25 protein-coding genes and 2 pseudogenes are annotated in these 25,333 nt (G+C 70.8%); 10 read left to right on the plus strand and 17 right to left on the minus strand.

The window, feature by feature from the left end; all coding sequences use genetic code 11:
• Nucleotides 1–11: 11 nt before the first annotated feature.
• The 3 genes from FHS38_RS11260 (at nucleotide 12) to FHS38_RS11270 (ending at nucleotide 2,165) form a co-directional block, all read left to right on the plus strand.
• Nucleotides 12–590 carry a hypothetical protein gene (locus FHS38_RS11260; RefSeq protein ID WP_184733318.1) on the plus strand — a complete coding sequence of 193 codons (579 nt, stop codon included), beginning with the start codon at nucleotides 12–14 and terminating at the stop codon, nucleotides 588–590.
• A gap of 336 nt (nucleotides 591–926) precedes the next feature.
• Complete coding sequence (locus FHS38_RS11265) at nucleotides 927–1,820, plus strand: protein kinase (protein WP_184733319.1); 894 nt, start codon at nucleotides 927–929, stop codon at nucleotides 1,818–1,820.
• 99 nt (nucleotides 1,821–1,919) lie between these two features.
• Entirely contained in the window at nucleotides 1,920–2,165 is a 246-nt protein-coding gene (locus FHS38_RS11270) for a ferrous iron transport protein A (RefSeq protein WP_184733320.1), read from the plus strand.
• Here FHS38_RS11270 and FHS38_RS11275 read toward each other — a convergent pair.
• Together FHS38_RS11275 and FHS38_RS35240 are read right to left on the minus strand one after the other, a co-directional pair.
• Nucleotides 2,138–2,389: a DUF397 domain-containing protein gene (locus FHS38_RS11275; protein ID WP_184733321.1), complete on the minus strand. Its 252-nt coding sequence runs from the start codon at nucleotides 2,387–2,389 to the stop codon at nucleotides 2,138–2,140. The genes FHS38_RS11270 and FHS38_RS11275 overlap by 28 nt on opposite strands.
• An 11-nt stretch (nucleotides 2,390–2,400) precedes the next feature.
• A pseudogene (locus FHS38_RS35240) lies at nucleotides 2,401–2,628 on the minus strand (helix-turn-helix domain-containing protein); the annotation flags it as partial.
• Nucleotides 2,629–2,858: 230 nt separating this feature from the next.
• On the opposite strand from FHS38_RS35240, the gene FHS38_RS11285 reads away from it, so the two are divergent.
• Nucleotides 2,859–3,758: a hypothetical protein gene (locus tag FHS38_RS11285; protein WP_184733322.1), complete on the plus strand. Its 900-nt coding sequence runs from the start codon at nucleotides 2,859–2,861 to the stop codon at nucleotides 3,756–3,758.
• A 129-nt stretch (nucleotides 3,759–3,887) separates the two neighbouring features.
• A complete protein-coding gene (locus FHS38_RS11290) occupies nucleotides 3,888–5,117 on the plus strand; it encodes a serine hydrolase domain-containing protein (RefSeq protein WP_184733323.1) in 1,230 nt (409 codons plus the stop codon).
• Between the two features lie 44 nt (nucleotides 5,118–5,161).
• On the opposite strand, the gene FHS38_RS11295 is transcribed toward FHS38_RS11290, so the two are convergent.
• Nucleotides 5,162–5,362: an SCO3870 family protein gene (locus tag FHS38_RS11295; protein ID WP_184733324.1), complete on the minus strand. Its 201-nt coding sequence runs from the start codon at nucleotides 5,360–5,362 to the stop codon at nucleotides 5,162–5,164.
• A 218-nt stretch (nucleotides 5,363–5,580) separates the two neighbouring features.
• Nucleotides 5,581–6,336: a 2-phosphosulfolactate phosphatase gene (locus FHS38_RS11300; RefSeq protein WP_184733325.1), complete on the minus strand. Its 756-nt coding sequence runs from the start codon at nucleotides 6,334–6,336 to the stop codon at nucleotides 5,581–5,583.
• Nucleotides 6,337–6,591: 255 nt separating this feature from the next.
• On the opposite strand from FHS38_RS11300, the gene FHS38_RS11305 reads away from it, so the two are divergent.
• The gene (locus FHS38_RS11305) at nucleotides 6,592–7,077 is read left to right on the plus strand and encodes a hypothetical protein (protein ID WP_184733326.1); all 486 of its coding nucleotides are present in this window, start codon (nucleotides 6,592–6,594) and stop codon (nucleotides 7,075–7,077) included.
• Nucleotides 7,078–7,132: 55 nt separating this feature from the next.
• On the opposite strand, the gene FHS38_RS11310 is transcribed toward FHS38_RS11305, so the two are convergent.
• The 5 genes and pseudogenes from FHS38_RS11310 to FHS38_RS11325 form a co-directional block, all read right to left on the minus strand.
• A complete protein-coding gene (locus tag FHS38_RS11310; RefSeq protein ID WP_184733327.1) occupies nucleotides 7,133–7,702 on the minus strand; it encodes a hypothetical protein in 570 nt (189 codons plus the stop codon).
• A 317-nt stretch (nucleotides 7,703–8,019) separates the two neighbouring features.
• The gene (locus FHS38_RS11315; protein ID WP_184733328.1) at nucleotides 8,020–8,478 is read right to left on the minus strand and encodes a hypothetical protein; all 459 of its coding nucleotides are present in this window, start codon (nucleotides 8,476–8,478) and stop codon (nucleotides 8,020–8,022) included.
• A gap of 258 nt (nucleotides 8,479–8,736) precedes the next feature.
• A pseudogene (locus tag FHS38_RS36315) lies at nucleotides 8,737–8,835 on the minus strand (HAD family phosphatase); the annotation flags it as partial.
• A 121-nt stretch (nucleotides 8,836–8,956) separates the two neighbouring features.
• Entirely contained in the window at nucleotides 8,957–9,424 is a 468-nt protein-coding gene (locus FHS38_RS11320; RefSeq protein WP_184733329.1) for a hypothetical protein, read from the minus strand.
• Between the two features lie 169 nt (nucleotides 9,425–9,593).
• Nucleotides 9,594–11,087, minus strand: a complete 1,494-nt coding sequence (locus FHS38_RS11325; RefSeq protein ID WP_184733330.1) for an MFS transporter — start codon at nucleotides 11,085–11,087, stop codon at nucleotides 9,594–9,596.
• A 91-nt stretch (nucleotides 11,088–11,178) separates the two neighbouring features.
• On the opposite strand from FHS38_RS11325, the gene FHS38_RS11330 reads away from it, so the two are divergent.
• Nucleotides 11,179–11,892 (plus strand): TetR/AcrR family transcriptional regulator, encoded by a 714-nt coding sequence (locus FHS38_RS11330; RefSeq protein WP_184733331.1) that lies wholly within the window; start codon nucleotides 11,179–11,181, stop codon nucleotides 11,890–11,892.
• A 78-nt stretch (nucleotides 11,893–11,970) separates the two neighbouring features.
• Here the strand turns inward: FHS38_RS11330 and FHS38_RS11335 are convergent, their stop codons facing one another.
• Nucleotides 11,971–12,879 carry an EamA family transporter gene (locus FHS38_RS11335; RefSeq protein WP_184733332.1) on the minus strand — a complete coding sequence of 303 codons (909 nt, stop codon included), beginning with the start codon at nucleotides 12,877–12,879 and terminating at the stop codon, nucleotides 11,971–11,973.
• A gap of 69 nt (nucleotides 12,880–12,948) precedes the next feature.
• Between FHS38_RS11335 and FHS38_RS11340 the strand changes: the two genes are divergently transcribed.
• Nucleotides 12,949–13,812: a LysR family transcriptional regulator gene (locus FHS38_RS11340; protein ID WP_184733333.1), complete on the plus strand. Its 864-nt coding sequence runs from the start codon at nucleotides 12,949–12,951 to the stop codon at nucleotides 13,810–13,812.
• A 142-nt stretch (nucleotides 13,813–13,954) separates the two neighbouring features.
• Here the strand turns inward: FHS38_RS11340 and FHS38_RS11345 are convergent, their stop codons facing one another.
• Nucleotides 13,955–15,013: a hypothetical protein gene (locus FHS38_RS11345; RefSeq protein ID WP_184733334.1), complete on the minus strand. Its 1,059-nt coding sequence runs from the start codon at nucleotides 15,011–15,013 to the stop codon at nucleotides 13,955–13,957.
• Between the two features lie 102 nt (nucleotides 15,014–15,115).
• Nucleotides 15,116–16,555, minus strand: coding sequence for a MocR-like pyridoxine biosynthesis transcription factor PdxR (gene pdxR, locus FHS38_RS11350; protein WP_184733335.1), 1,440 nt, complete (start codon nucleotides 16,553–16,555; stop codon nucleotides 15,116–15,118).
• A 47-nt stretch (nucleotides 16,556–16,602) separates the two neighbouring features.
• Here pdxR and FHS38_RS11355 point away from each other — a divergent pair, with 47 nt between their 5' ends.
• Both FHS38_RS11355 and FHS38_RS11360 read left to right on the plus strand, forming a co-directional pair.
• Nucleotides 16,603–17,079 carry a carboxymuconolactone decarboxylase family protein gene (locus FHS38_RS11355; RefSeq protein ID WP_229822197.1) on the plus strand — a complete coding sequence of 159 codons (477 nt, stop codon included), beginning with the start codon at nucleotides 16,603–16,605 and terminating at the stop codon, nucleotides 17,077–17,079.
• Between the two features lie 171 nt (nucleotides 17,080–17,250).
• Nucleotides 17,251–17,844 (plus strand): Uma2 family endonuclease, encoded by a 594-nt coding sequence (locus FHS38_RS11360; RefSeq protein ID WP_184733337.1) that lies wholly within the window; start codon nucleotides 17,251–17,253, stop codon nucleotides 17,842–17,844.
• 13 nt (nucleotides 17,845–17,857) lie between these two features.
• Here FHS38_RS11360 and FHS38_RS11365 read toward each other — a convergent pair whose 3' ends face one another.
• The 5 genes from FHS38_RS11365 to FHS38_RS11385 all read right to left on the minus strand — a co-directional run bounded on the left by FHS38_RS11365 (nucleotide 17,858) and on the right by FHS38_RS11385 (nucleotide 25,255).
• Nucleotides 17,858–18,838 (minus strand): ABC transporter substrate-binding protein, encoded by a 981-nt coding sequence (locus FHS38_RS11365; RefSeq protein WP_184733338.1) that lies wholly within the window; start codon nucleotides 18,836–18,838, stop codon nucleotides 17,858–17,860.
• A gap of 1 nt (nucleotide 18,839) precedes the next feature.
• Entirely contained in the window at nucleotides 18,840–20,843 is a 2,004-nt protein-coding gene (locus FHS38_RS11370; protein ID WP_184733428.1) for an ABC transporter permease, read from the minus strand.
• 151 nt (nucleotides 20,844–20,994) lie between these two features.
• On the minus strand, nucleotides 20,995–22,083 hold the full coding sequence (locus FHS38_RS11375; RefSeq protein WP_184733339.1) for a quaternary amine ABC transporter ATP-binding protein: 1,089 nt from the start codon (nucleotides 22,081–22,083) through the stop codon (nucleotides 20,995–20,997).
• A complete protein-coding gene (locus FHS38_RS11380; RefSeq protein WP_184733340.1) occupies nucleotides 22,083–23,642 on the minus strand; it encodes a GMC family oxidoreductase in 1,560 nt (519 codons plus the stop codon). The genes FHS38_RS11375 and FHS38_RS11380 overlap by 1 nt, the downstream gene beginning before the upstream one ends.
• Nucleotides 23,643–23,752: 110 nt before the next feature.
• Complete coding sequence (locus tag FHS38_RS11385) at nucleotides 23,753–25,255, minus strand: aldehyde dehydrogenase family protein (protein ID WP_184733341.1); 1,503 nt, start codon at nucleotides 25,253–25,255, stop codon at nucleotides 23,753–23,755.
• Between the last annotated feature and the right edge of the window lie 78 nt (nucleotides 25,256–25,333).

Here is a 25,333-nt window from a genome sequence, read left to right on the forward strand (position 1 = left end):
GAGGAACTTTCGTGGAGGTTGCCGAGATTTCGCGCAATCTGACCGCTTCGGGTTTGCGGCTGTGCGGGATGGAAGAGCCGGGTACACACCTACCCACGTGGGGCGCGTTCGTCGCCACCGGCTGCCGCCCCGACGAGGGGAGGTGGGGCGTCGTCGTCACCAAGGACGACCCCGACTTCCTGGACTCCGCGAATTCTGCGTGGTTTCGCATGGCCGAGGACGAGGGGTTGTTCGACGAGAACGGCGAGTTCCTCCTCGCCGTACCGGGCGGACCGGGAGACAAGGCGTCCAGAACGCAGTGGGCGAGGGTAAGCCTCATGGACAGCTGGGATATTTTTGGTAACCACTCCGATGCCGGGTCTGAAATCTTCGGATCGGCAGGGTTCCCGGAATTCGTCATGATGTCCACTGACGGAACTTTCGTCCTGCGGGTAACCGTCTGGGGCAACGGATCCATCGGCCTGGTGGCGTTGCCTCACCCTCGACGGGTGGAGACGATCACTCGTTACGTCGAGCGCCGCAGCACCCACCCGAAGGCGCCTCCGCACGAGCGCACTGAGGGTATGAACTGGCTGAGTTCGCCCGCATAGCCCCTCTGGGGACGAACGCTACGCAGCCCCCTTTCCGGCTATGCCGGGAAGGGGGCTGTTGCCGTTCCTTGCGGGTCGCCATTAACGAACAGCGAACCACACCCCCTGCGTCGACATCCTGAGCGGCCCCGCTCTGTCGAAGGCCCTTGACTCCCTCCGAGTCGACTGGGGGAAGAAAGACAAGGACAACGACCAGGGGCAGAACCAGCCTTGCAACCCTGACTGCGTACCGAAGAACCCATGCGACCCGAGGTGCAGCCCGAACGATGCGTGCCGACCGGGGTCACCGGGCAGCGACTGCAAGCCCAGGAACTGATGTAACCGAGGAGCCCCGACGTGGATGACCTGCCAGACGGCCACTTCAGGCATCTGATCCTGCCGTACACCGGCAAGGTCACCCACGTTCGGGTTCCGGCCCGGGGGTTCAGTTCCGACTTCGCTGCGATCATCGACAGCCAGGAGGGGCAGTTCTTCGTCAAGGCCATGTTCAACAACCCCGGAGGGCGGAAGGACTCCATCCTCCGGGAACGGGCAATCAACCCCTACGTACAGCCCCTCTCGCCCCAACTGCTGTGGAACGTTGAGGGAGACGACGCTGGGTGGATCATCCTCGGCTTCGAAGCCATCGAGGAGCGCGGCCTTGCCTTCGAGCCGGGCTCACCGGACCTCCCACTCGCCGTTGACCTCCTCAACCGAGCTGCGAGCCTGGGGTTGCCCGACGTCGCCCGGGACTGGCGGGGAGATCGGTGGGACGCCTACGCGAGCAGCGAAGACGAGTTGGCGCTTCTCCGTGGTGATGCCCTACTGCACACCGACATCAACCCGTCCAACCTGACGGTAGGAGAAGCGGGCGCGTGGTTGATCGACTGGTCGTGGCCCACGCGCGGGCCCGGCTTCATCGACCCGGCCTGTTTCGTCGTGCAACTGATCTCCGCCGGCCACAGCCCCGCGTCCGCCGAGTCCTGGGCCGCCGACTGCACGGCATGGTCGAGTGCCGATCCGAAGGCGATCGACGTCTTCGCTGTGGCCCATCTGCGCATGCATCGTCGCCTTGCCGAACAAAACACGGGTGAGGCGTGGCTCGCGGACGTGGCCGAAGCGGCTCAGGCGTGGGTGGACCACCGGGGGGAGGACCGCCGCCGGATAGTGGCATCACTCCCAGGAGTGATGACCGCAACGGGTGATCACACAGGTCAGAAGCCACGCAGGCAACGAGGTTGCCGAACCTGAGTGTGGAAGGGTGTGTCCATGACGATTGACTCAGGGCCGAAACAGTCTGGTTCTGGAGGAGAAGACACCCAGCATTCACTTGGCTGGCCGACGGGTGCCATGGCCGTCGGCACTCGCGTCACGGTCATCCGGGACAGCTCTTGGGACGGGCCGTGGCAGCTTGCGTTCCAAGGGACGATTGACGACCTCTACGCCCCCGGACCTGTGCGGCATTCCATGGCCCGGGAGGGCGAGCTGGAGTACTGGGTCGTGTTCGACGAGCCACAGTACGACAGCAGCGGGGACGGCCCGTTCCGAGGGGCGCAGATCTGGGACCGCTACCTGAAGCGGATTCCCGAGGCGTAGCCGCTGCCGTTCCGGACGGCGGTGACGAAGGTGTGCCACGCGGTGGGACGGAATGTGAGGGCGGGGTGGTGGGGGCGTTTGCTGTCACGGACGGCGACGATGCCGGTGGGTATGTTTTCGGCGATTTCGAGGCAGTCTTCCTGGCCGTCGCTGTTGCCTTGGCTTCGTACTCCAGGTACTTGCGCAGCCGGTCCGGGAACGGCTGGCGCTTGACGTGGACCCATAGGTCCGACAGGTCCCCGTCAGCGCCCAGAAGTCCATCGAGCAGGTTATTGATGTCCTCGGGGGGCGTCTCGTTGTCGAGCTCGTACTTGGCGATCTGGCTGTGGTTGAGCGGGATCTTCTCGGCCAGCTCCCGCTGCGTCCAGCCGACTCGCACACGCAGCTTGCGCAGCTTCACCCCGTACAGAGCCGCGAGTGAGCGCGACGGGTCAAGTTCCTTTGGTGGAGGCACTGTTGCCACCAGGTTTCACTTTGAAGTGCCGGAATCAGCTACTCCTGGCGAGCGTAGCTCTGGAGTCCGAAGCCCGTAACCGAAATCGGGACAACCACCCTGAACGAGTGTTGGAGCACCGAATCCGGCTTCCCGGCCCCTCCCGCAGGGCTAGCGTCCCGTAAACGAAGCGACCCCCGACGCCGGAGGCAACCGGTGAGGGGGGTCTACACCCGCGAGGATCTAGAGGCTCCCCGAGAATGCTCAAGCATGCTAGCGCTCCCACGCGCTTCTTCACGCAGGTATCGAACGAGATCATCCGCCATCCCCGCCTCTCGGCCGAGGCCGTACGCCTCCTGACCTGGCAGCTCTCCCTCCCCGACAGCGCAGACGTGTCACTGTCGGAGACGGCCCACCGAGCCGGTATCAAGAAGACGGCGTTCATCCGTGCCAAGCGCGAACTGATCGCCGAGGGGTACGTGCACGAGTGGCGCGAGCAGGGCGCGAGGGGCCGCTGGGTGACCGTTCAGCTCATCTCCGACGGGCCCCTGACGGCGGAGGAAGCAAAGGCCTCACGGAAGGGGGCCCGACCGACGGCACCCGTACCGGCCGTCGGTGAGCCGACCCGTCCGTCCGTCGGCCGCTCCCAAGAGAAAACAACGGGCGCCAAGACTCCCCACCCTCCCCACCCGCTGGCCGAGCGGGGCGCTCAAGCCCTCGTCGCCGTCGCGCGCGGCGAACGCCGACTGCGGCTGGCACCCCGTGACATCGCGCAACTCGCCCCGCTCGCAGCGGAATGGCTGCTGCGCGGGGCGACGTTGCGGGAGCTGCGCGAGGCGCTGACCTCCGGGCTTCCGGATCGGATCAACTCCCCGGCGGGCCTGACGCGTGACCGGCTGGTGCGCAAGATGCCCGAACCGCCGTCGTTCACCGACCAGCGTGCCGCAACGCCCGCCGCGCCCCGCGTGGCGGACATGCGGGAGTGCCGGGGTGATCACACGCACCCGTGCCTGTTCCGGCCGGTGGACGGGGAGACACTGTGCCGCGCATGCCGACAGGAGCAAGCCGAGGAAGCCCAGGACGACACCTCCGGCGCGATCGGCGCCGCACTGCGCGGCGGAAGCCTGGTACGGGCGGCGCTGCGGGGCGGGCAGCGGTGACCACCGTGGCCATGCCCCCGCCGACCTGCGCATAACCGGGCAGGAGCCGAATCGCTCACCTCGCGACCGGGGTGGCGCGGGCCTAGGCTGGTGATACTGCTCTGCCCTCGTACGGCAGGAGGCCATGCCGTGAGACCGACCCGCATTCGGCTGTGCCGGGCCTGTGTGGCCGCTGCCGCCGCAGGGGTGCTCGTCGCCCCGGCTGCGGAGGGCGCCGCGCAGGGGGCGGCCACTCCTGCGCAGTCCGTCCCCGCAGCACCCTCCACGCACAATGACACGGACTTCGCGGAGCTCACCCCGGCCGTCGCGGCGGAACTGGACGCGGCCATACGCCAGGTCATGCGCGAGACGCAGGTGCCGGGCGTGACCGTGGGGCTGTGGACCCCCGACAAGGGACGCTACGTGCGGACCTTCGGAGTGGCGGACAAGGCGACCGGCGCCCCCATGGCGACCGATCTCTACACGCGCATCGGCAGCGAAACCAAGACGTTCACGGTCACCGCCCTCCTCCGGCTGGTCGACCAGCGGAAGGCCGGCCTGGACGACCCCATCGGCAAGTACGTCAAGGGTGTTCCGAACGGAGACCGCATCACCCTGCGCGAACTGGCGGGCATGCGCAGCGGGCTCTTCAACTACAGCGAGGACGACGACTTCGACAAGGCGCTCGAAGCCGACCCCGACCATCTCTTCACACCACAGCAGTTGCTCGACTACTCCTTCAAGCACCCCGTGCAGTTCCAGCCAGGCGCACAGTTCGACTACTCCAACACCAATCTGATCCTGCTCGGCCTGGTGGTGGAGAAGGTCACCGGCCGTCCGCTCCACGAGGTCATCGAGCGGGACGTCCTGAAGCCGGCCGGGCTGCACCACACGCTCTTCCCCACGAGCGGGGACATCCCGGATCCGCACGCGCACGGCTACACCAACCAGACGGCCTCGGGAAAGATCGAGGACGCGACCGACTGGAACCCCTCCTGGGCCTGGGCCGCCGGAGCGATGATCTCCGACCTTCAGGACCTGCGCCGCTGGGCCCGCATCCTCGCCACCGGCACGCTGCTGACACCCGCGACCCAGGCGGAGCGGCTGAAGACCACGCCGATGGACATTCCGGGTGACGGCTACGGGCTGGGCATCTTCAACATCCAGGGCTGGATCGGCCACAACGGCTCGCTGCCCGGCTACGAATCGCTGACCGTCTACCTGCCGCAGGCGCGAGCAACCATGGTCATCATCCTCAACACCGACGCCCTGCACGACGGTCAAGAGCCCAGCACGCTGTTCGGCGAGGCAGTCACGCGCATCGTGAGCCCCGATCACGTTTACCCCGGCCACAAGCCGGCCGCGCCCCGACACGACTGACGGCTTGCCGCCTTCCCTGTCCGACCGAGCCGCCGGTCTCCTCCTCAGTCGGAGCGCGCCTGACCGTCACGGACCCACGTCATCACGACCAGGCCCGCGGTCACGAACATGACGGCGGCGGCGCTGGACACGGACTCGACGTACTGCTCGTAGCCGTCCGCGCGCAACTCGGCCGCGAGGAAGGCCAGCGCGGTCCCGAGCGCCGCGATCGCGCTGGACAAGGCAGCGAAGGGGGCCTTTGACATTCCATCTCCTCCAAGCAACGAGACGACCGGTTCACCGCCGAGTCCCGTCATGCTTCGTCAACTTCCTGGCTCCTTCCCCGAATAGTGCTGGGCAAGTGCGTGACGACGGACACATCGTGGGCCCCATGGGCAGGGTCAGCGCAGTGGGCCTCTGCCCTTCTACGGGCAGCAGTCCGGTGGGCGTGCGGGGCGGCCACAGCGCCCCTGGGCACCGCCCGTCACTCAGCGGCGGCGAACGCTCCGTCCGTGAGGACGGGGACCACCCCGCAGGCGTCCAGCTCCGTCGCTATGGCGACGTCGTCGGCGTAGCCCTCGCCGATGAGTTCCCGCCCAGATGCGCTGGTTGCGACTGTCGTGCCGACGTCCGCAACGCTTGAAAAGGCTGCCGCTGCCACTACTGCCTCCGGCGAGAGCCGGTCTCTGCCGTGTCGGCGCAGTGAGGCGATCACAGCTCCGGCTCCGAGGAGATCCTCGAGCGCCGGCCTGAGGCTTCCGTCGGGCCAGCGCTCGCCCGAGGCGATCACCGCGACGGGCCGCTCAGCCGTTCCATAGCCCCGATCTGCCAGCCATTGCCCCACAGCGTTTGCGTTCCGCAGGGATGCGGCGACCACGGTGGATTCTCCGGCAGCGGCGGCGATGGTGGACCCGTTGGGCGAGGGGAGCACCAGACGAGGAGTGAAGGGCGCCTGGCGCAACGCGGCCGGTGACAGCGACCACGGAGACGTCGCGGTGGCCGCGCGACGTCCTACGGCCAGGCTGGCGCCCATCCGGTCGGCGAACGTCACGGCTGTCTCATCACGCCAGCGGTAGGGAATGACGTGCGTGCCCGACTCCACCGCCACCGTCACCGACGTGGTGAACGAGAGCACGTCGACGACGACCAGACACGCGACGTCTTCCGCGAGACGAGCCGCGCCGACGGGGCCCCATTCGAACCGCACCCCATGACCTGCCTGCATGAACCAATTCCCCATGACCGGTGATCATGCCAGCAGCCACAAAGGCCGAGGCCCGAACGTCGAGCCCTACCCGGGCGGACTCACCTCCACGGGTCGGTGAACGACCGCCCGGGCACCGGCTTGGCGATGAGCGCGAGGCCACGCGGTCCGTCGGACCGTCCTCCAGACCTGTCCGAGTCGCCACGGCACGTGTCTTGCTTCTGCCTTCGCGCCACAGTGACGGGCGCATACTCTGACACTCCGTCACCGTCTCTGCGTTGGAGGCCTTTCGTGCGAAACGTCATGTCCCGCCCCGCCCTGCGCCGCGTCGGAGTGCTGACCGCCACCGCAGCCGCCATCGGCCTGGGCCTCGCCGCCCCAGCCCAGGCCGGCCCTGGCCCCATCCCGCCACTGACCGCTTCCGAGCAGGCTCTGCTCAACTCCAGCGCCCCCAAGGCCGTCGAGCTGGACCCGGCCACCGGCCGGATCCTCTCCGTCAAGCCGCAGTCGACCGACCAGGGCATCAGCCAGCGCAGCGGCTGCAACTCGGGCGACGGCTGTTACCTCAGCGGGCGCGTCCCCTACGCCCATCGGGGCTTCTACGGCTCACGAGGCACCGCGCGCGGCAACTGGCCCTACCGCATCGCCTACAACACCGGCCGGTACACCGCGTCCGCTTGCTGGACGCTGGCCTGCGCCCAGCGCTCATTTCCCCCGAACACCTATGTGGACTTCAGTGGCGCGCTCGTGACCGGGACGTCCTTCCGCATCCACTGAGGCACTCCCGGAGACAGTTCGGTGGGTAGCCGCGGCTATCCCTCGGACACCTCCACTATCCGTTCAGCGGTCCCTTGCCCTTCAGGGTGTAGCCACCCTTGATGACGGCCGAATCGGCGGCCGGGGCCATGCATTTGGCGATCTGTGCCTCCCCCGCCGTCGGCATCCCGGACAGTCCGATCCGGCTGGGGCCGCCGCCCTTGCCCGCGACGTAGAAGCTGACGCCCATGCGGGCGTGCCGGTCGGCGAGCTCCTGCCAGGGGCCGCCGGGGACGGTGCGGACGAGGGTTCCGGTGACGGTCGCGGTGGGGCCGCCGGTGGTCAGGCAGTCGACCTTGAAGTCGCCCCAGTTGACGAAGGGAGGCTTGTCCTTCCCCTGGTCGATGCGGTGGTACACACGGAACGTGCCCGAGGAACGGGTCGGGAAGAACGGGCTGTCCTTGGTGTAGGTGCCGTGGGCGTCGACGGTGACCTGGACGTCGTTGCCGGGTGCGGGGAAGTCCATGCGTCCCCAGCCCTTGATGGAGGCGGTGGTGGTCGGGGCGTCGCTTGCCGATGCCTCCACAGGCATCGCTACGGCGGCCAGAGCCAGAAGAGAGGCGACCGGCAGGGCCTTCTTGATCACGAGGATGCTCCCGTTCGGGGATTCAAGGGGTGACGTGCTGTCCCCTCGATCCTCGCGATCGGCGATCCCTCGTACGTCGCCCGCACGAGCGAGACGCGTCCACCGCCAGGTGAGGCCTCCGGGTCGACGCTTCCGCCGCGCGAGGGACCTACGGTTCCCCCACGTGACGGAAGCGTCGACCCACCAGGCGGTGCACCGACCACAGATCTGGTTCGCCAAGAGAGTTGCATGCACCGCCCGAAGCGGTGGGGACTGAGCACGGGGCATCAGCCGCCGCGTCCAGTCCCCTGCCCTGGTGGGGCCGTACGCCTGCTGGGTCAGTTACCGACCTTTGCACAAATGGCGTAGGCGTCAAAGGCGCTGGGGAGGGCTCCGCCGTTCTCAACGGCCACGATCCACGCCGTGAAGCCCCCTCCCTGGGGGAACGACCTGAAGGGCTTCACCGACTGGTTGAAGCCGAGGAAGCCGCCGCCGATCGCCTTCTTGCCTGCCGGGCAGGGCACGATTGCCTGGGCAACGCTATTGGCGGGCACCGGGAGGTTGTCCTGGATGACAACTTCGTACCCGGAGAAACCCTTGTGCTTGTCTCCGCCCGTTTGCCCTGCCTCCGGGGCGCTCTGGACGCAGTTACGGCTGTCGATCCCTTCCTTCTGCACGACGGAGCAGGGTTCCACAGCCGAGGGACCGTCGACAGGCGCCGCGTGGACGACGCCCGCGGCGAGAAGAACCGCCGCCATTCCCGTCGTAACGGCGGCGGAGAAGCGTATTGCACTCACAGGAGCTCCTTCAGGGTGTTGTGCCTTCCGGATTCGGTTCCGGTAGTCACAGGGAATGACGCGGCCCGTCGGGTGTCATTCGCAGTTGATCCGGTTGGCCGTAGACGCCCACCCATCCGATGCGACCGCGGCGACCGGGACAACGCATGCACCGGCCGCCGCTCACCCCGTCGGCAGCGCCCGCCACAGCGCGTCCAGGGCTGCCGTGAAGGCGTGGCCGGGGGGTGCCGTACGCGATGATCAGGCCGTCGGAGATCCCGCAGCCGCCGCCCCTTCAGCCGCGATCTCGTAGATCCTCCGGTCCGGCTTGGCCACCCCGACCCGGGCACTGCTGACCACGTGATCCGTGGCGTCAGAAGTCACGATTGTCGTCACCGCACCTGCACAACACGGCGATCAGCCGCCCGGGCCAACCCCGGGCGGTCGGCATAGGGAGGCCGCCCGGGCCCCTCGTCCGGGACGGGATGTCAAAGGCCGCTTACCAATACCCGACGCACGAGTACGAGTTCGCGTAGAGGAAGTCGCCGATGCAGACGCGGGACTGGACGGGATCCTGGCTGTAGTACCAGCCCGTGCTGTCACTTGCCGTGTGGTAGTCGGAGACCCGTTCGAATGCGGAGCTGGAGTCTTTGCGGCGCTCCAGCCATCCCCAGCAGGCATATCCGCGGGTGCTCGTGCCGAGTGAGAACTGACCTCTGGCGTACGCGGTACCGCTGCCTTGCTCGTACCCCTTGTGCACCTGACCTGAACAGCCGGCGAAGCTGGTGTAGGTCCCCGCCGCCGGACCGGCGTCGTTGATGGGGGCGGGGACGGACCGGGCGCTGCCCGGTGTGGTGCTGGGCGAGGTGCCGTCCGTCGCGGACACCGGGCCCGCGCCGGCGAGCATCGCGAGGACCATCGCGCCCGCAGTGGCGAGCGTCCGGACCTTGGTCGAGTTCTTCATCATGACTCTCCCTCGGAGATGCCCCGGCGGCCTTCCGAACACGGCACACCGGGATGGCACGGACATGCTCCGCCACGCAGAGCCCGGTCTCCACAGAGCGGACAGGTCCGGCCCGTATGAGCCCCTGCTTGGCCCGTCCCGCCCCCTTGTGCATCTCCCCGGCGATCCCGCGCTATGAGCCCTCGGACGTGGCCTGGTCCACGAGTTCACGCGCGGGCGCAGGCACGGGCTCCCCGACCGTGCGTGCGTCCGGCCGCTTCAGGGCGAGTCCGAGGCCCGCTCCGGCGACCGCCGCCGCGCCCGCGACCAGGCCCGCCGTGCGCAGCCCGGCGACGAGGTCGGCGGGGTCGGCCGCGCCCGAAGCGCCGGTGCCCAGGCCCGCGACGGCGATCAGGACGGCCAGTCCCACCGCGCCGCCGATCTGCTGCGAGGTCGTGGCGAGCGCGGAGGCGATGCCCGCCTCCGCCGCGTCCACCCCCGAGGAGGCGGCCACGAACATCGCGGGGAAGGTCATGCCGCCGCCGATGCCCCAGACGACGATGCCGGGCAGCTCCGCCCAGAACGATCCGTCGGCCGACATGCCCGCGGCGAGGGCCGCGATGCCGAGGCCGTTGAGGACCATGCCGGTGACGAGCGTCCGGCGGATGCCCCAGCGGCCGAGCAGCGCGGGGCCGATCTTCAGGCCCGCCACCAGGGACAGCACCGTGACGGGGAGGAAGGCGAGGCCCGCTCGGAGGGGGTCGTAGTGCAGGCCGCCCTGGAGGTAGGTGGTGAAGATGTAGTACGCGCCGCCGAGGGCGCTCTGGAAGACGAGGATCACCAGCAGCGCCGTGGCGAGGCTGCGGTTGGCGAAGAGCCGCAGCGGTACGAGCGGGTCGCGGGTGCGGCGCTCGACGAGGACGAAGAGGGCGAGCAGGGCCAGGCCGATGGCTGACGCGCCGAGGCCGCGCCAGGACAACCAGCCCGCTTCCGGGCCGCTGACCAGGCCGAAGACGAGCAGGACCGAGCCCGAAGTGGCGATGGCGGTCCCGGGGAGGTCGAAGCCGCCGCGTGCGGACGCCCGGCCGGGGTCGGCGTCGAGCAGACGGGGCGCGGCGAGCAGGGCGAGCAGCGCGGGCGGGGCCATGACGAACAGCACCCAGCGCCACCCGCCGTATTCGGTCAGCACCCCGCCGAGGAGCGCGCCCGCCGCCAGGCCGGCACTGCCGCCCGCCGCCCAGACGGACAGGGCCCGTACGCGCTGTGGCCCTTCGGCAAAGCCCGTGTTGACGAGGGAGAGCGTCGCGGGCGAGACGAGCGCGGCGCCGAACCCCTGCGCGGCGCGGGCGGCGACGAGGGCCCAGGGGCCGGTGGCGAGGCCGCCGAGGACACAGGCGGCGGCGAAGACGGCGAGCCCGAGCATGAACATGCGGCGCTGCCCGAGCCGGTCGACGGCCCGGCCGCCGAGCAGCAGGAAACCGCCGAAGCCGATGGCGTAGCCGCTGACGACCCATTGCAGGGACTGGGCGGTGAACCCGAGCCCTTCACTGATGCCGGGCAGCGCCACGTAAACGATGTTGTAGTCGAGGGCGAGGAGGAACTGGGTGAAGGCGAGCAGCGCCAGGCGAAGCCCTGGCCTGGGGGAATGCGGGGAGGAGGGAGAGAGCGGGGACGGCGGAACGGCCACGTTACGAGCCTCTCGTGCACGACGTAGAATTACTACACGGTGTTCAGTATCAGCACGGCGAAGAGTAACGTAACGCTGTAAGGTGTCAATCGTGGGAGACCAGACGCAGAACCGACGGGCCAGGCTCCGGGCGGAAACCGCCCAGGAGATCAAGACGATCGCGCTGCGGCTCATGTCGGAGGGCGGGCCGGACGCGATCTCGCTGCGCGCCATCGCCCGCGAGATGGGCATGACGGCCGGAGCCATCTACGGCTACTACCCGACCCGGGACGACCTGGTCACGACGCTGATCTCCGACGTCTACACCTCGCTCGTCGACCAGGCGGAGGCGGCCGTCGCACCGCTGCCCGTCGACGACGTGGCGGGCCGGACCCTCGCCTGGGCGCAGGCCTTCCGCGCCTGGTCCGTCGCCAACCCCGAGGGTTTCCGGCTCATTTACGGCGACCCCGTCACCGGCTACCAGCCCCCCGAGGGCGGCCCGGCCGCCGAAGCCGCGCAGCGCGCGTGCGCGGGCCTGACCTCCCTCGTCGCCGGTGCCTGGCCCCGCGCCGAGAACCTGGAGGCGGCGGACGGCCACCTGTGGTCCGACTTCCAGCCGGCCTTCGCCGCCGACATCCGGGACCGGTTCCCCGAACTCCCGCCCGCGGGTGTCGCGCTCGCCATCCGCGTCTGGGGCCGGATGCACGGCCTGGTGGCCCTGGAGATCTACGGCCACCTCCGCCCCCTGACCCACGACCCGGCGAAGCTCTACCGCGCGGAAATGCTGGACCTGGTCCGGTCGTTGGGGCTCACGCCGCACGCGTAGGGAGCAGCCCGCCACCCGCTACGACGTGGGCAGAACCGTCGAGAGGTCGCCGGCCCGGGCCGGCCTCGAAGAACAAGCTCAGCGCCCGCCCGTCCGCACCGCGCCCGCGCTCGCCGCGACCACCATCGCGATCGCGGCGCACTGCGACAGCGACAGCCCCTGGTCCAGCACCAGATAGCCCGCCGTCGCGGCAAGGGCCGGTGACAGACTCGTCAGCACCGCGAACGTCGCCGCGGGCAGCCGCCGCAGGGCGAGCAGTTCCAGGGTGTAGGGCACACCCGAGCTCATCACCGCGATCGCCAGGCCCAGACCGAGCACCCCCGGCTCCAGCAGCGCCCCGCCCGACGCCTCGACGCCCAGCGGCAGGCTGACCAGCGCGGCGACGGCCATCGCGACCGCCAGGCCGTCCAGCCGTGGGAAACGGGCGCCCGCACGGGCACTGAGCACGATGTACGCCGCCCACATCGCCCCGGCGCCCAGCGCGAAGGACACGCCCGCGACGTTGAGTTCGCTGAAGCCGCCGCGGCCCAGCAGGCAGACTCCGGCCAGCGCGAGAGCGGCCCACAGCAGGCCGGCGGCACGACGCGAGGCGACGACGGACAGCAGCAGCGGGCCGAGCACCTCGACGGCGACCGCCGCCCCCAGCGGGATACGGTCGATCGCCTGGTAGAAGAGGATGTTCATGCCGCCGAGAGCCAGGCCGAACCCGCCGGCCACCGCCCAGTCGGCGCGCGCGTACCCGCGCAGCCGGGGCCGGGCGACGACCAGCAGCAGCAACGCGGCGAACGTCACCCGCAGCGCGACCGTGCCGAGCGCCCCGGCCCGGGGGAACAGCAGCGCGGCGAAGGCCGACCCGAACTGGACGGACACCGCCCCGGCCAGCACCAGGCCGACGCCGCCGAGGGTGCCGCGCCCCGGGGTGTGGCGAAGGAGAACAGGCGTGGCGGCCGCCGTCGTCGCGGACGAGTTGTGCACCGTGGATGTCATGCCCTTCACGCTAGGCATCCGACTACACGGTGTGAAATGCCGATCGCGGCACGGTTATGCTCCTGAAGCATGACCATCGAGCTGCGGCACCTGCGTGCCTTCCTCGCCATCGCCGACGCGGGCAACGTCACCCGCGCCGCAGCCCGCCTCCACGTGAGCCAGCCCGCCCTCTCCCGGACCCTGCGCCAACTCGAGGACCACCTGGGCGCCCGCCTCGTCGACCGCTCCACCCACCACCTCGAACTGACCGCCGAGGGCCACACCTTCCGCGACAAGGCCACCGCGGCCCTCGCCGCCGTCGAGACCGCCCTCGACCCCAAGGGGCTACGAAGCTGGCCCCTGCGCCTCGGCCACACCTGGGCCGCGCTCGGCGACCACACCATCCCGCTGCTGCGCCGCTGGGACGAGACGCACCCCGGCACTCCGCTGGAGCTCCTCCGCATCGACGACCGCACGGCGGGCCTCACGCAAGGCAGGGTCGACGCGGCCCTGCTGCGCGGCGCGGTCACCTCGCCCGGACTCCGCACGGAGCCGCTGCTGTCGGAGACGAGGGTGGTGGTCATGCCGGCGGACAGCCCGCTGGCGGCCCTCCCCCGGGTCACCCTGGCCGACCTCGTCGACCGTCCGATCGCCGTCAACACCGTCTCCGGCACCACGACGACGGACCTGTGGCCGCCGGGTGCCCGACCCGTCGCGACCATCGAGGTGACCAACACCGACGAGTGGCTCATCGTCATCGCCGCGGGCCGCGCCCTCGGGGTCTCCACATCGGCCACCCCGAGCAACCACACGCACCCCGCGCTGGTCTACCGCCCGCTCGCGGACGCGCCGACCGTTCCCGTCGTCCTCGCCTGGCGCGAGGGCCCGGGCCACCCGGCCGTCCCCGACCTGGTGGCCCTCGCACACGAGGTCCTCGCGACGGGAAGGGCCTGACCAGGACTGCCAAGGTCTGACCGGGCCCCGCCCACGCCGCCTCCCTCACAGCGACCCGACTCGTCACCTGACGCACCAAGCGTCCGGCGGAACTCGTCCCCACCGGTCGGGCACGATGTGGGTTCACGCAGTCGACCGGCCGTCAGGACCGCGTCGCCCTCCTGCACTCGTCCCCGGAGGACTCGCCCCGCCCGACCGGCGCGCTGCGGTCGTACGGGTCGACCTCCGCGCCCGCCTCGTCCGCCCGGCGGTCCGTGCCGAAGGGCGGGGTGAAGTAGCCCGTGGGGGCGCCGCAGCCGCCGTTGGTCATGTCGTACTTGTGCGAGACGATCGAGAACGTGCCCGGCTCGGTGATCACCTTGTCAGGGTCGTCCCAGCTCAGGACCAGCTCGCGCCGGACGATCGTGCGCACGATCTCGTCGTCGCCGCCCGCGTCCGCGCGGGTGACCGGGTAGACGAAGGTGACATCGGCGGTCACCTGGAGCGCGCCGCGCTCGCCCTCCCGGTAGGTGAGCCGGCCCCGGGTCTTCACGACGTCGCCGACCAGGTGGGTGCGGGAGGGCTGGAAGCGGCTGAAGAGGAGGAGGGGGTCGTTCTTCTCGCTCGGGGTTCGGAAAGCGGTGTGCAGAAGTTCTTGGACGTCCTTCTGCCGCGGGTTGATCAGTGCAATCGCCTTCTCGGGGCGCTCGCCCCGCAGCACCCCGCGGTCCAGGCCGGACGCGACGAGGAAGTCCCGGCTGCGGGCGAGGGCCCGCTCGACCTCGGCCGCGCTCATCCAGCCGACCGCCCCGGCCTTCGGCACGGTGATCCCCGCCGCTCCGCTCGCCCAGCCCGCCGCCGGCGACCCGCGGAACGGCTCGTCCATGGTGGGGCGTTGGGCCGCCTCCGCCGGGGATTCGGAGTCGTCGCCGGCGAACAGGTCCACTACCCGCCCCGGCGCGAGTGCCACCACCAGCAGCACCAGCGAGGCCAGCAGCCCGGCCACGTACCAGCCCGTGCGCCGCTTGGGCCGCGCGGGCGTGTAGCTGCGCCAGCCCTCCGGGCCGCGGTCGGGCTCCGCGCGCAGCCGCTTCGCCACCTCGCGGGCCCGCGCCGACGGCTCCTTGGGCGCGTCGGCGGTACCCGCCACCGACTCGCGCAGAAACCGCTCCCACTCCTCGTCGGACCTGGACGAGCCGTCCGGCTCCGTACCCGCGCCCATCCCCAACCCCCTGGCCATCAGTAGTCCGCAGCCCACTCCCCTGGGACGCGTCCGCATGATGACACAGGGCGCTGACAGTGAGGCTTCCTGGCCGACCGCCGCTCACCCCGGCGGCAGCGAGCGGAGGAGGGCTTCCAGGACGGACGGGAAGGCGTGGTCCGCTGCGGTCCCGTAGGCGACGACCAGGGCGTCGGGGGCATCGGACGCGCCGGGGGCGTCGGCGTGCCGGAAGCGGCTCAGGCCCTCCAGGGCGAGGCCGTTCCACGCGGCGGCCTGCAGGGCCGTGCGTTCCGTGCCCGGCGGGAGTTCGAGCACGGCGTGCAGTCCGGCGGCGATGCCGGTGACGCGGACGTGCGGGGCGTGTTCGGCGAGGGCGGCCACGATCTGGTCGCGGCGGCGGCGGTAGCGCAACCGCATCGCGCGGACGTGACGGTCGTACGCGCCCGAGGTGATGAACTCCGCCAGCGTGAGCTGGTCGAGGACGCCCGACCCCCACTCCCCCGTGCGCTTGAGCGCCAGCACGTCACCGACCAGGTGTTCCGGCAGCACGAGCCAGCCGAGCCGCAGGCCCGGGGCGAGGGACTTGCTCGCCGTGCCGCAGTAGACGACGTGTTCGGGGCTCAGGCCCTGGAGGGAGCCGACGGGCTGTCTGTCGTAGCGGAACTCGCCGTCGTAGTCGTCCTCCAGGATCAGCCCGCCGGTGCGCGAGGCCCAGTCGACGACGGCGGCACGCCGGTCGGGGTGGAGCGGCGCGCCCGTCGGGAACTGATGGGCCGGGGTGAGCAGCACCGCCCGTACGTTCTTGTGCGCGTCCAACGCACCGATGTCGGCGCCTCCTTGGTCGACCGGCAGCGGCCGGCCCCGCAGTCCGGCGCGGGCGATGACGTCCCGGTGGAACCACAACCCGTACTCCTCGACGCCCAGTTCGCGCACCCCCCGCTGCCGCAGCACCCTGCTGAGCAGGGCGAGCCCCTGCATATAACCCGCGCACACCACGATCCGGTCCGGGTCCGTGCGGACGCCCCGGGCCCGGGCGAGGTAGTCCGCGAGTGCGGCCCGCAGCTCGGGGCGGCCCATGCCGTCGCTGTAGCCGAGCGCCTCGTTCGGCGCCTTGGCCAAGGCGCGGCGGGCGGCGGAGAGCCAGGCTGCGCGGGGGAAGGCGGAGACGTCGGCCGAGTTGGTGCGCAGGTCGTACGTGGGGCGGGCGGGCGGCCGGGGCCGGGCGGGGCGGCGCTCCGGGGCGCGGGGCGCGGCGCGCCGGGCGACGCGGGTGCCGGAGCCCTGCCGGGCGGTGAGCCAGCCCTCGGCGACGAGCTCGCCGTACGCGTCGGCGACGGTGTTGCGGGCCAGCCCCAGGTCGACGGCGAGCGAGCGGGAGGAGGGCAACCGGGTGCCGGGCACGAGGCGGCCCGTACGGACGGCGTCGCGCAGGGCACGGATCAGATTGGCCCGTACGCCACCCGGCCCGGTGAGGTCCAGATGCAGATCGGCGCCGCCGGGGGGCGGTGTGGCGTCCTGAGAAGTGGCCCATGATTCCCGCATGGAAATGGACCATACCCGTGGGCTAACCCGACCGTAGTGTCATGGGTATGACGAACGACGCCACCCCCCACAGCCACGGTCCCCGGATGCACTTCCACAAGCTGGCCCCCGAGGTCCAGAAGGCGATGTACGGCCTGGAAATGGCCGCTCGCAAGGGCCTCGACCCCACCCTGATCGAGCTGGTCAAGATCCGCGCATCGCAGCTCAACCACTGCGCCTTCTGCATCGACATGCACATCAAGGACGCCCGGAAGGCGGGCATGACGGAGGAGCGCATCTACCTCCTCAACGCCTGGGAGGAGGCGGCCGGCTACTACACGGAGAAGGAGCAGGCGGCCATCGCCCTCACCGAGGCCGTCACGGTCCTCACCGACGGCTTCGTCCCGGACGCGGTCTACGACCGGGCCGCCGCGCAGTTCGAGGAGCAGGAACTGGCCCAGCTCATCGCCCTCATCACCACCATCAACGCCTGGAACCGCATCGGCGTCACCACCCGCATGACGCCGGGGCTGTACGAGGCCTGACGGCGGGCACAGCCGAACGACAAACGCATAGTGTGACCGATCGCCTCCCCGCTCGTTGTCCCGTGCGGGGGGCGATTTCTCATGTCCGGCACCGGCCCGTGGCGCATCATGGTGGCAAGCCCCTCATGGCAGTCCGGCACATGTATCCACGGCCAGAGAAGGGGGCCCGACATGGGAGGTCTCGCGATGACGGCGCCGCTGCCCGACCACGAGCTGGCACACCTGCTCGAGGCCTACGAGCACCTGGAGGTGCCCGAAGGCCATCGAGCGGAACTCATCGGGGGGGAGATCGTCATCTCACCGTCACCCACGAACTTCCACAACTGGCTGTACAGCGGCCTGCACCACCTGATCGGCCAGGGCACGCCGGATGACTGGGCGGTCACCAACACCGCCACCGTCTTCCTCCCCGCCACCGACGAGAGGTACATCCCCGACCTCCTCGTCTGCCCCGTGGACGCGCTGCTCCGGGACCCCGACGAGTGGCGGTTCGCCGCCGAGGACGTGCTGCTCGCCGCCGAGATCACCTCGCCGTCGACCGCCCGGCGCGACCGCGGGCCCAAGGTCTGGGGCTACGCCCACTCCCAGGTGCCGATCTACCTTCTCGTGGACCCGCACGACGGTGACGGGAACACCACGGTGCACTCGAACCCGGACGGTGAAGGCCGCTACCGGGACGTGCACCGCGTGGCGTTCGGGGAGAAACTGCACCTCCCCGAACCCTTCAGCCTCGACCTCGACACCTCGGTCTTCCTCAAGCCCTAGAGATTCCAGAGCCTTAAGGAATCCACGCCTTCCACACGTCCGGGTGCCGCTGCACCCACCGCTTCGCGGCCTCCTCCGCCGGGAGCTTGTCCTCGGCGATCATCTGCGAGACCTCGTTCTGGTCCTTCTTCGACCAGCTGAAGTTCTTCAGGAAACGGGCCGCCTTGCCGCCCTTCTCCGTGAACTCCGCGTTGAAGTACTTCTTCAGCGACGACGTCGGATAGGCGCAGTCGATCGTCTCCGGATCGGCCGTGCCCTTCTCCGCGCACGCGTCCGTGTACTTCGGCAGCTTCACCTCGACCATGGGCACCTCGTTGAAGAGCCACTGCGGCTCGTACCAATAGGTGAGGAACGGCTGCTTCTTCTTGGCGAACTGCTTGATCTGTGTGATCTGCGCCGCCTCGGAGCCCGCGAAGACGACCTGGTAGTCCAGGTTCAGGTTCTTCACGAGCGCCTTGTCGTTGGTGACGTACGACGGGGAGCCGTCGAGCAGCTGGCCCTTGCCGCCGCTCTCGCCCGTGCGCAGCTGCGACGCGTACTTGTTGAGGTTCCTCCAGTCCAGGACGTCCGGGTGGGCGTCGGCGAAGTACTTGGGGACGAACCAGCCGATGTGCCCGGTGACCCCGAGGTCGCCGCCGGGCGCGATCGTCTTCTTGTCCTTGACGTACCGCTGCTCCTGGTCCGGGTGGCCCCAGTCCTCCATGATCGCGTCGACGCGGCCCTGGCTGAGCGCGTCCCAGGCGGGCACCTCGTCGACCTGGACGGTGTCGACGCGGTAGCCCAGCTCGTGCTCCAGCAGGTACTGGGCGACGGCGGTGTTGGCGCGGGCGCCCACCCACGACTGGACGGACAGGGTCACGGTCTTCGCACCGGCCGCGTTGGCGTAGGGCGAGGCCTGCTTGGTCATGTCGGCCGCCCCGCAGCCGGTGGCGGCGAGGAGTCCGAGGGTGCCCGCGAGGGCGGCCCCGATGGTGATGATGCGCTTACGAGCCATGTCAGGCCCCCTTTCCGGCGCGGGCCTTCGTCGGCTGGGTGACCCTGTCGAGCATCAGGCCCAGGCAGGCGATCGCGACACCCGCCATGAGCCCGGTGGCCAGGTCGCCCTGGGCGAGGCCGAAGACGACCTCGTAGCCGAGGGCGCCGCCACCGACGAGACCGCCGATGATGACGACGGACAGCACCAGCACCACGGCCTGGTTGACCGCGAGCAGCAGCTCCGGGCGGGCCAGCGGGAACTGCACCTGCCGCAACTGCTGGCCGCTGGTCGCGCCGAGCGAGCGGGCGGACTCCATGGCGCCCGGGTTCACCTGGCGCAGGCCCTGGCTGGTGATGCGGACGACGGCCGGCAGCGCGTAGACGATCGCGGCGGCCGCCGCCGGTGCCCGGCCGACGCCGAACAGGGCGACGACGGGGATCAGGTACACGAACTGCGGCATCGTCTGGAAGACGTCCAGGACCGGGCGCAGCACCCGCTCCGTGCGGCGGCTGCGCGCGGCGCCGACGGCGATGGCGAAGCCGAGGACGAGCGTCACGGCGACGGCCGCGAGCACCTGCGACAGGGTGTCCATGGAGCTTTCCCAGCGGCCGAGCACACCGATCGCGCCCAGCGCGAGAACGGCGGTCAGGGCGGTGCGCCAAGTGCCGATCAGCCAAGCGAGGGCGGCGACGATCAGCAGCGCGCCCCACCAGGGGAGGCCCTGGAGGCCGTCGCGCAGCGGGTCGAGGACCCAGCCGGTGTAGTGCGCGGCCCAGTCGGCGGTGCCGCCGATGCCGGGGACGCCGGAGTAGAGGTGGTCGACCATCCAGTCCTTGGCGTCGTTGACCGGCGCCGCGATGGCCACGGTCCAGCCGTCCGGCCAGCTGAGGGCGCCCATGGCACGGCTGAGGACGGCGACGGCCGCGGTGACCACCGCCACCAGCGCCCAGCGCTGCCCGCCCTTCCCCTGGGTCTCGGTGCCCACGCGCTCGCCGGCCGCGGCGGTCGTCCGGTCCAGCACGATCGCCAGCAGCACGATCGGGACGCCGGCGGCCAGGGCGCTGCCGACGTCCACGGTCGACAGGGCCTGGTAGACGCGGTCACCGAGGCCGTCGGCGCCGATGACGGAGGCGATGACGGCCATCGACAGGGCCATCATGATGGTCTGGTTGACGCCGAGCAGCAGCTCGCGTCGGGCCAGCGGCAGCCGTGCGGTCAGCAGCCGCTGCCGCCCGGTGGCGCCGAGCGACGCCACGGCCTCCAGCACCCCCTTGTCGGTGCCGCGCAGTCCCAGCGCGGTGAGCCGCGCCATCGGCGGGGCCGCGTAGACGACCGTGGCCAGCACGGCCGGGGCCACGCCGATGCCGAAGACCAGCACGATGGGCAGCAGGTACGCGAAGGCGGGCAGCGCCTGCATGGTGTCGAGGACGGGCCGCAGTACGCGGAACATCCGGTCCGACAGGCCGCCGGCGAGGCCGAGCAGCGCGCCGAGGACGACGGACGCGGCGACGGCCACGGCCATCAGCGCGAGCGTCCGCATCGTCGGCACCCACATGTCCAGCAGCCCGCACACGGCGAGCGACGCCAGGGTGGTCGCGGCGACCTTGACCCCGGCGACCCGCCAGGCGAGGAGCGTCGCGGCCGCCGTCACACCCGCCCAGCCGAGGGCGAGCAGCACGACGTAGACGGCGTGCACGGAGGTGACGATGGCGTTGCTGATGTGGCCGAAGAAGTACAGGAACACCCAGTGGCTGTCCCGGTTGTCGATGATCCAGTCGCTGACCTTGCCGAGCGGCTCGTCCAGGCCCACCGTCAGCGCGCCCGGCCAGCTGCCGCTGCCCCAACGGGCGTCGGCGAGCGGCACGAGCACCGCCGCGGCGACCGCGAGCAGCAGGAGCTTGCGAAGGCCGCGGTAGCGGTTCAGAAGGGTCAGGAGGCTGCGGCCGTCCGTGGCCGCCGACGCATCGGCGTCGGTGGCTCTACCGGGCGCGGGCGCGGCGGTCTTGCCGGGACGGGCGGGCATGGCGGGCTTTGCGGGCTTGGCCGACGGGGTCGGCTTCGCCGGAGACGTGGCGGCACTCATGCGAGCCTCCCGTCCGGTCGGGCGGGACGGGCCGTGGGGCGCGCCACCGCGAGCGGGGCCGCCGGGGCCGTCGTGCGATACGTACCTACGCTCATGCCGCCGCCCTCTCCACTCGGTCCAGCCCGGCGACGACGCGCAGCAGGCTCTTGTGGTCGACGACGCCCAGGCAGCGGCCCTCGTCCACCACGCGGGCCGGGGAGCCGGTGCGGGCCACGGCCTCGATCGCGTCGGCGACCGTCGTGGCGGGGGCCAGGGCGGGGCCCGACTCGGCCTCGCCGCCGGTGGCGGGGCGCATCGCGCGGCGGACGGTGATGACCTGCTCGCGGGGGACGTCCCGGACGAACTCGCGGACGTAGTCGTCGGCCGGGGAGCCGACGATCTCCTCGGGGGTGCCGCACTGCACGATCCGGCCGCCGCGCATCAGCGCGATGCGGTCGCCGACGCGCAGCGCCTCCGACAGGTCGTGGGTGATGAAGACCATCGTGCGGCCCTCGTCCTCGTGCAGGCGGACGACCTCTTCCTGCATGTCCCGGCGGATCATCGGGTCGAGCGCGCTGAACGGCTCGTCGAACAGCAGGACTTCGGGGTCGGCGGCCAGTGCGCGGGCCAGGCCGACGCGCTGCTGCTGTCCGCCGGAGAGCTGGGTGGGGCGGCGGCCCTCCAGGCCGGCGAGGCCGACCTTCTCGACCATCTCCATGGCCTTGGCGCGGCGTTCGGCCTTGCCCACGCCCTGGATCTCCAGGCCGTAGGCGACGTTGTCGAGGACCGTGCGGTGCGGGAGGAGCCCGAAGTGCTGGAAGACCATGGCGGCGCGGTGCCGGCGCAGGTCGCGCAGTCGGCCGCGGTCCATGCCGACGACGTCCTCGCCGTCGATGGCGATGGCGCCGGAGGTCGGCTCGATGAGCCGGGTCAGACAGCGGACGAGGGTGGACTTGCCCGAGCCGGACAGGCCCATGACGACGAACACCTCGCCCTGCCGGACGTCGAAGGAGACGTCGCGGACGGCGACCGTGCAGCCGGCTTCCTTGCGCAGGTCGTCGGGCGACAGTTCGGCCAGCGGGCCGTCCGGGACGCGGTCGGCCTTCGGACCGAAGACCTTCCACAGGTTGCGCACGGAGAAGACGGGCGGGGCCTCGGTGCTGCTGCCGGCCTCCATGGTCTGTGTACCGTCAGCGCTCATCACGCATCACCACCTAGGCTCGTGGCCGCACCGAGCAGTTCGGCGCACTTCTCCCCCACCATCAGTACTCCGATCATCGGGTTCACCGCGGGCATCGTCGGGAAGACGGACGCGTCGGCTATGCGTACGCCGTCGAGGCCGCGAATCCTCAACTGGGGGTCTACCACGGCGAGTTCGTCGGTGACAGCGCCCATGCGGCAGGTGCCCGCCGGGTGGTAGACCGTGTGCGCGACCTTCCGCGCGTACTCACTGATCTCCTCGTCCGAGGTGATCTCCGGACCGGGGCACACCTCGCGCTTGAGCCACTTCGCGAGCGGCTCGGCCTTGGCGATCTCCCGGGCGATCTTGATGCCGTCGACGAGCGTACGGGCGTCGTAGTCGTCCTCGTCCGTGAAGTAGCGGAAGTCGAGGGCGGGCTTGACGGCCGGGTCGGCGCTGGTCAGGTACAGCCGGCCGCGGCTGTGCGGCTTGGGGATGTTCGGGGTCATCGACACGCCGTGCTCGGGCTTCTCGTAGCCGAGCCGCTCGGGGTTGTCGGTGAACGGGATTTGATAGAAGTGGAACATCAGGTCGGGTCCGTCGGCCGCCGGGTCGCGGCGGATGAAGAGGCCCGCGTCGGAGTCCATCGCCGAGTTCTCGGGGATCGGCCCGTCGGTCTCCCAGACGATGACGGACTCGGGGTGGTCGAGCAGGTTCTCGCCCACGCCCGGCAGGTCGTGCTTCACGGGGATGCCCAGCGCCTCCAGGTCGGCCTGGGGGCCGATGCCGGAGTGCAGCAGCAGTCGCGGGGTGTCCACCGCGCCGGCGCACAGCAGGACCTCCCGGTCCGCCTCGACGATCATCTCGGTGCCGTCCGCGGTGCGGACCCGCACGCCGGTGGCCCGGGTGCCGTCCAGGACCAGCTCGTACGCCCAGGTCTCCAGCAGGATGCGGAGGTTGGGGCGGTCACCGGCCTCCATGTGGGGGTGGAGGTAGGCGACGGACGCGGAGGAACGCTTGTTGTTCTCCGGGTGGTACGCGAGGTCGAAGAAGCCGACGCCCTCGTGGAAGGGCTTCTTGTTGAAGCCCTCCACGCGCGGCACGTCGACCGCCGCCTGGGCGGCCTCGACGAAGTCGCGGGCGATGGCATTACGGTCCTTCTCGTCCACCGGCACGATGTTGTTGCGCAGCCGGGCGAAGTACGGGTCCATCGACTCCGCGTCCCAGCCCTCGGCCCCGGCGGTGGCCCACTCGTCCCAGTCGCCGGGCAGCGGCTTGAAGGAGATCAGGGTGTTGTGCGAGGAGCACCCGCCGAGCACCCGCGCCCGGCTGTGCCGGATGTGGGAGTTGCCGCGCGGCTGCTCGGTCGTCGGATAGTCGTAGTCCAGCTCGCCGCCGAGCAGACCGAGCCAGCGGCGCAGGGTCAGCACCTCGGGACGGTCGACGTCGGACGGGCCGCCTTCGATCACGACCACGGAGAGGCCCGGGTCCTCGGCGAGCCGGGAGGCGATCACCGATCCGGCGGTGCCACCACCGACGACGACGTAGTCGGCGGTGATCTTCTCAACTGCGGGGGGCATGGGGGGTACTCCTCGGGGGCGGGAAAGTTCTTCGCTCGTACGGCACCGGCCCGGTCGGGCGGTGGCTTCGGTCGTCGGCCGTCGGTGTCACCGACCGGCTGCGCGGGGGCTCAGCCTCCGAACCAGCGCACCGGCTTCGGTGCGAGGTTCTGGTAGATGTGCTTGGCCTCGCGGTACTCGGCCAGTCCGGACGGCCCCAGCTCGCGCCCGATGCCGGACTTGCCGAAGCCGCCCCACTCCGCCTGCGGCAGGTAGGGGTGGAAGTCGTTGATCCATACGGTGCCGTGGCGCAGCCGGCCGGCGACGCGGCGCGCGCGGCCCGCGTCCTTCGTCCAGACGGCGCCCGCGAGCCCGTACTCGGTGTCGTTGGCGAGCGCGACGGCCTCGTCCTCGGTGCGGAAGGTCTCCACGGTGAGGATGGGGCCGAAGGTCTCCTCGCGGACGACCTTCATCGTGCGGTCGCAGCGGTCCAGGACGGTCGGCGAGTAGAAGTAACCGGCCGCCGGGCGGACGGCGTTCGGCTCGGGCTGGGCCCCGCCGCAGCGCAGCGCGGCGCCCTCGGCCAGCGCGGAGGCGACGTACGCCTCGGTCTTGTCGAGCTGCTGCGCGGAGACGAGCGGGCCGCACTCGACGCCGTCCGCGGTGCCCCGGCCGAGCTTGATCTTCTCGGCGCGGCGGGCGAGTTCGGCGACGAAGCGCTCGCTGACGGACTCCTCGACGATGAGGCGGGAGCCGGCCGAGCAGACCTGGCCGCTGTGGATGAACGCGGCGTTGAGGGCCTGGTCGACGGCGGTGTCGAAGTCCTCGTCGGTGGCGCAGGCGTCGGCGAAGACGACGTTGGGGTTCTTGCCGCCGAGTTCGAGGGCGACCTTCTTCACGGTCGGCGCGGCGGCCTGCATGACCTTGGTGCCGCTGGCCAGTCCGCCGGTGAAGGAGACGAGGTCGACGTCCGGGTGCTCGGAGAGACGGGCACCGACCGGGTCGCCCGCGCCGGTGACGAGGTTCGCGACGCCGGCGGGCAGGCCCGCCTCGACCAGCAGCCGGATCAGCTGCACGGTGGTCAGCGGGGTGACCTCGCTGGGCTTGATGACGAAGGTGTTGCCCGCGGCGAGCGCCGGGGCGATCTTCCAACTGGCCTGGAGGAGCGGGTAGTTCCAGGGGGTGATCAGCGCGCAGACACCGACCGGCTCGTGCACGACGACGCTGTGGACGTCGGCGGTGCCCGCGTCGACGACGCGCCCGGGGCCCTCGCCCACGACGAGGTCGGCGAAGTAGCGGAAGGCGTCGGCGACACAGTCGACGTCGGTGCGGCCCTCTTCGAGGGTCTTGCCGGTGTCACGGCTCTCGGTCAGCGCGATGGTCTCGCGGTCGCGCTGGAGGAGGTCGGCCACGCGTCGCAGCAGCGCGGCGCGCTCGGCGACGGGCGTGTGCGGCCAGGGGCCGGAGTCGAACGCGCGCCGGGCCGCGGCGACGGCCGCGTCGGTGTCCTCGGCGCCGCCCTCGGACACCACGGCGAGTGTCTTGGCGTCTGCGGGGTCGAGGACCTCCCGCTGCGCGCCGGACGCGGCGGCGCGCCACGCCCCGTCCACATGGATGGTCTCGACTGACGACATGTCTCTTCTGCCTTCCGATTTCCGAAACGTCCCGTTACCGGCCGAGCAAAGTCGGACTCGGCAACGGGACGCCCCTAA

The sequence above is a fragment of the Streptomyces netropsis genome (genome assembly GCF_014203545.1).
In the GTDB taxonomy this organism is placed as follows: Bacteria; Actinomycetota; Actinomycetes; order Streptomycetales; family Streptomycetaceae; genus Streptomyces; species Streptomyces netropsis.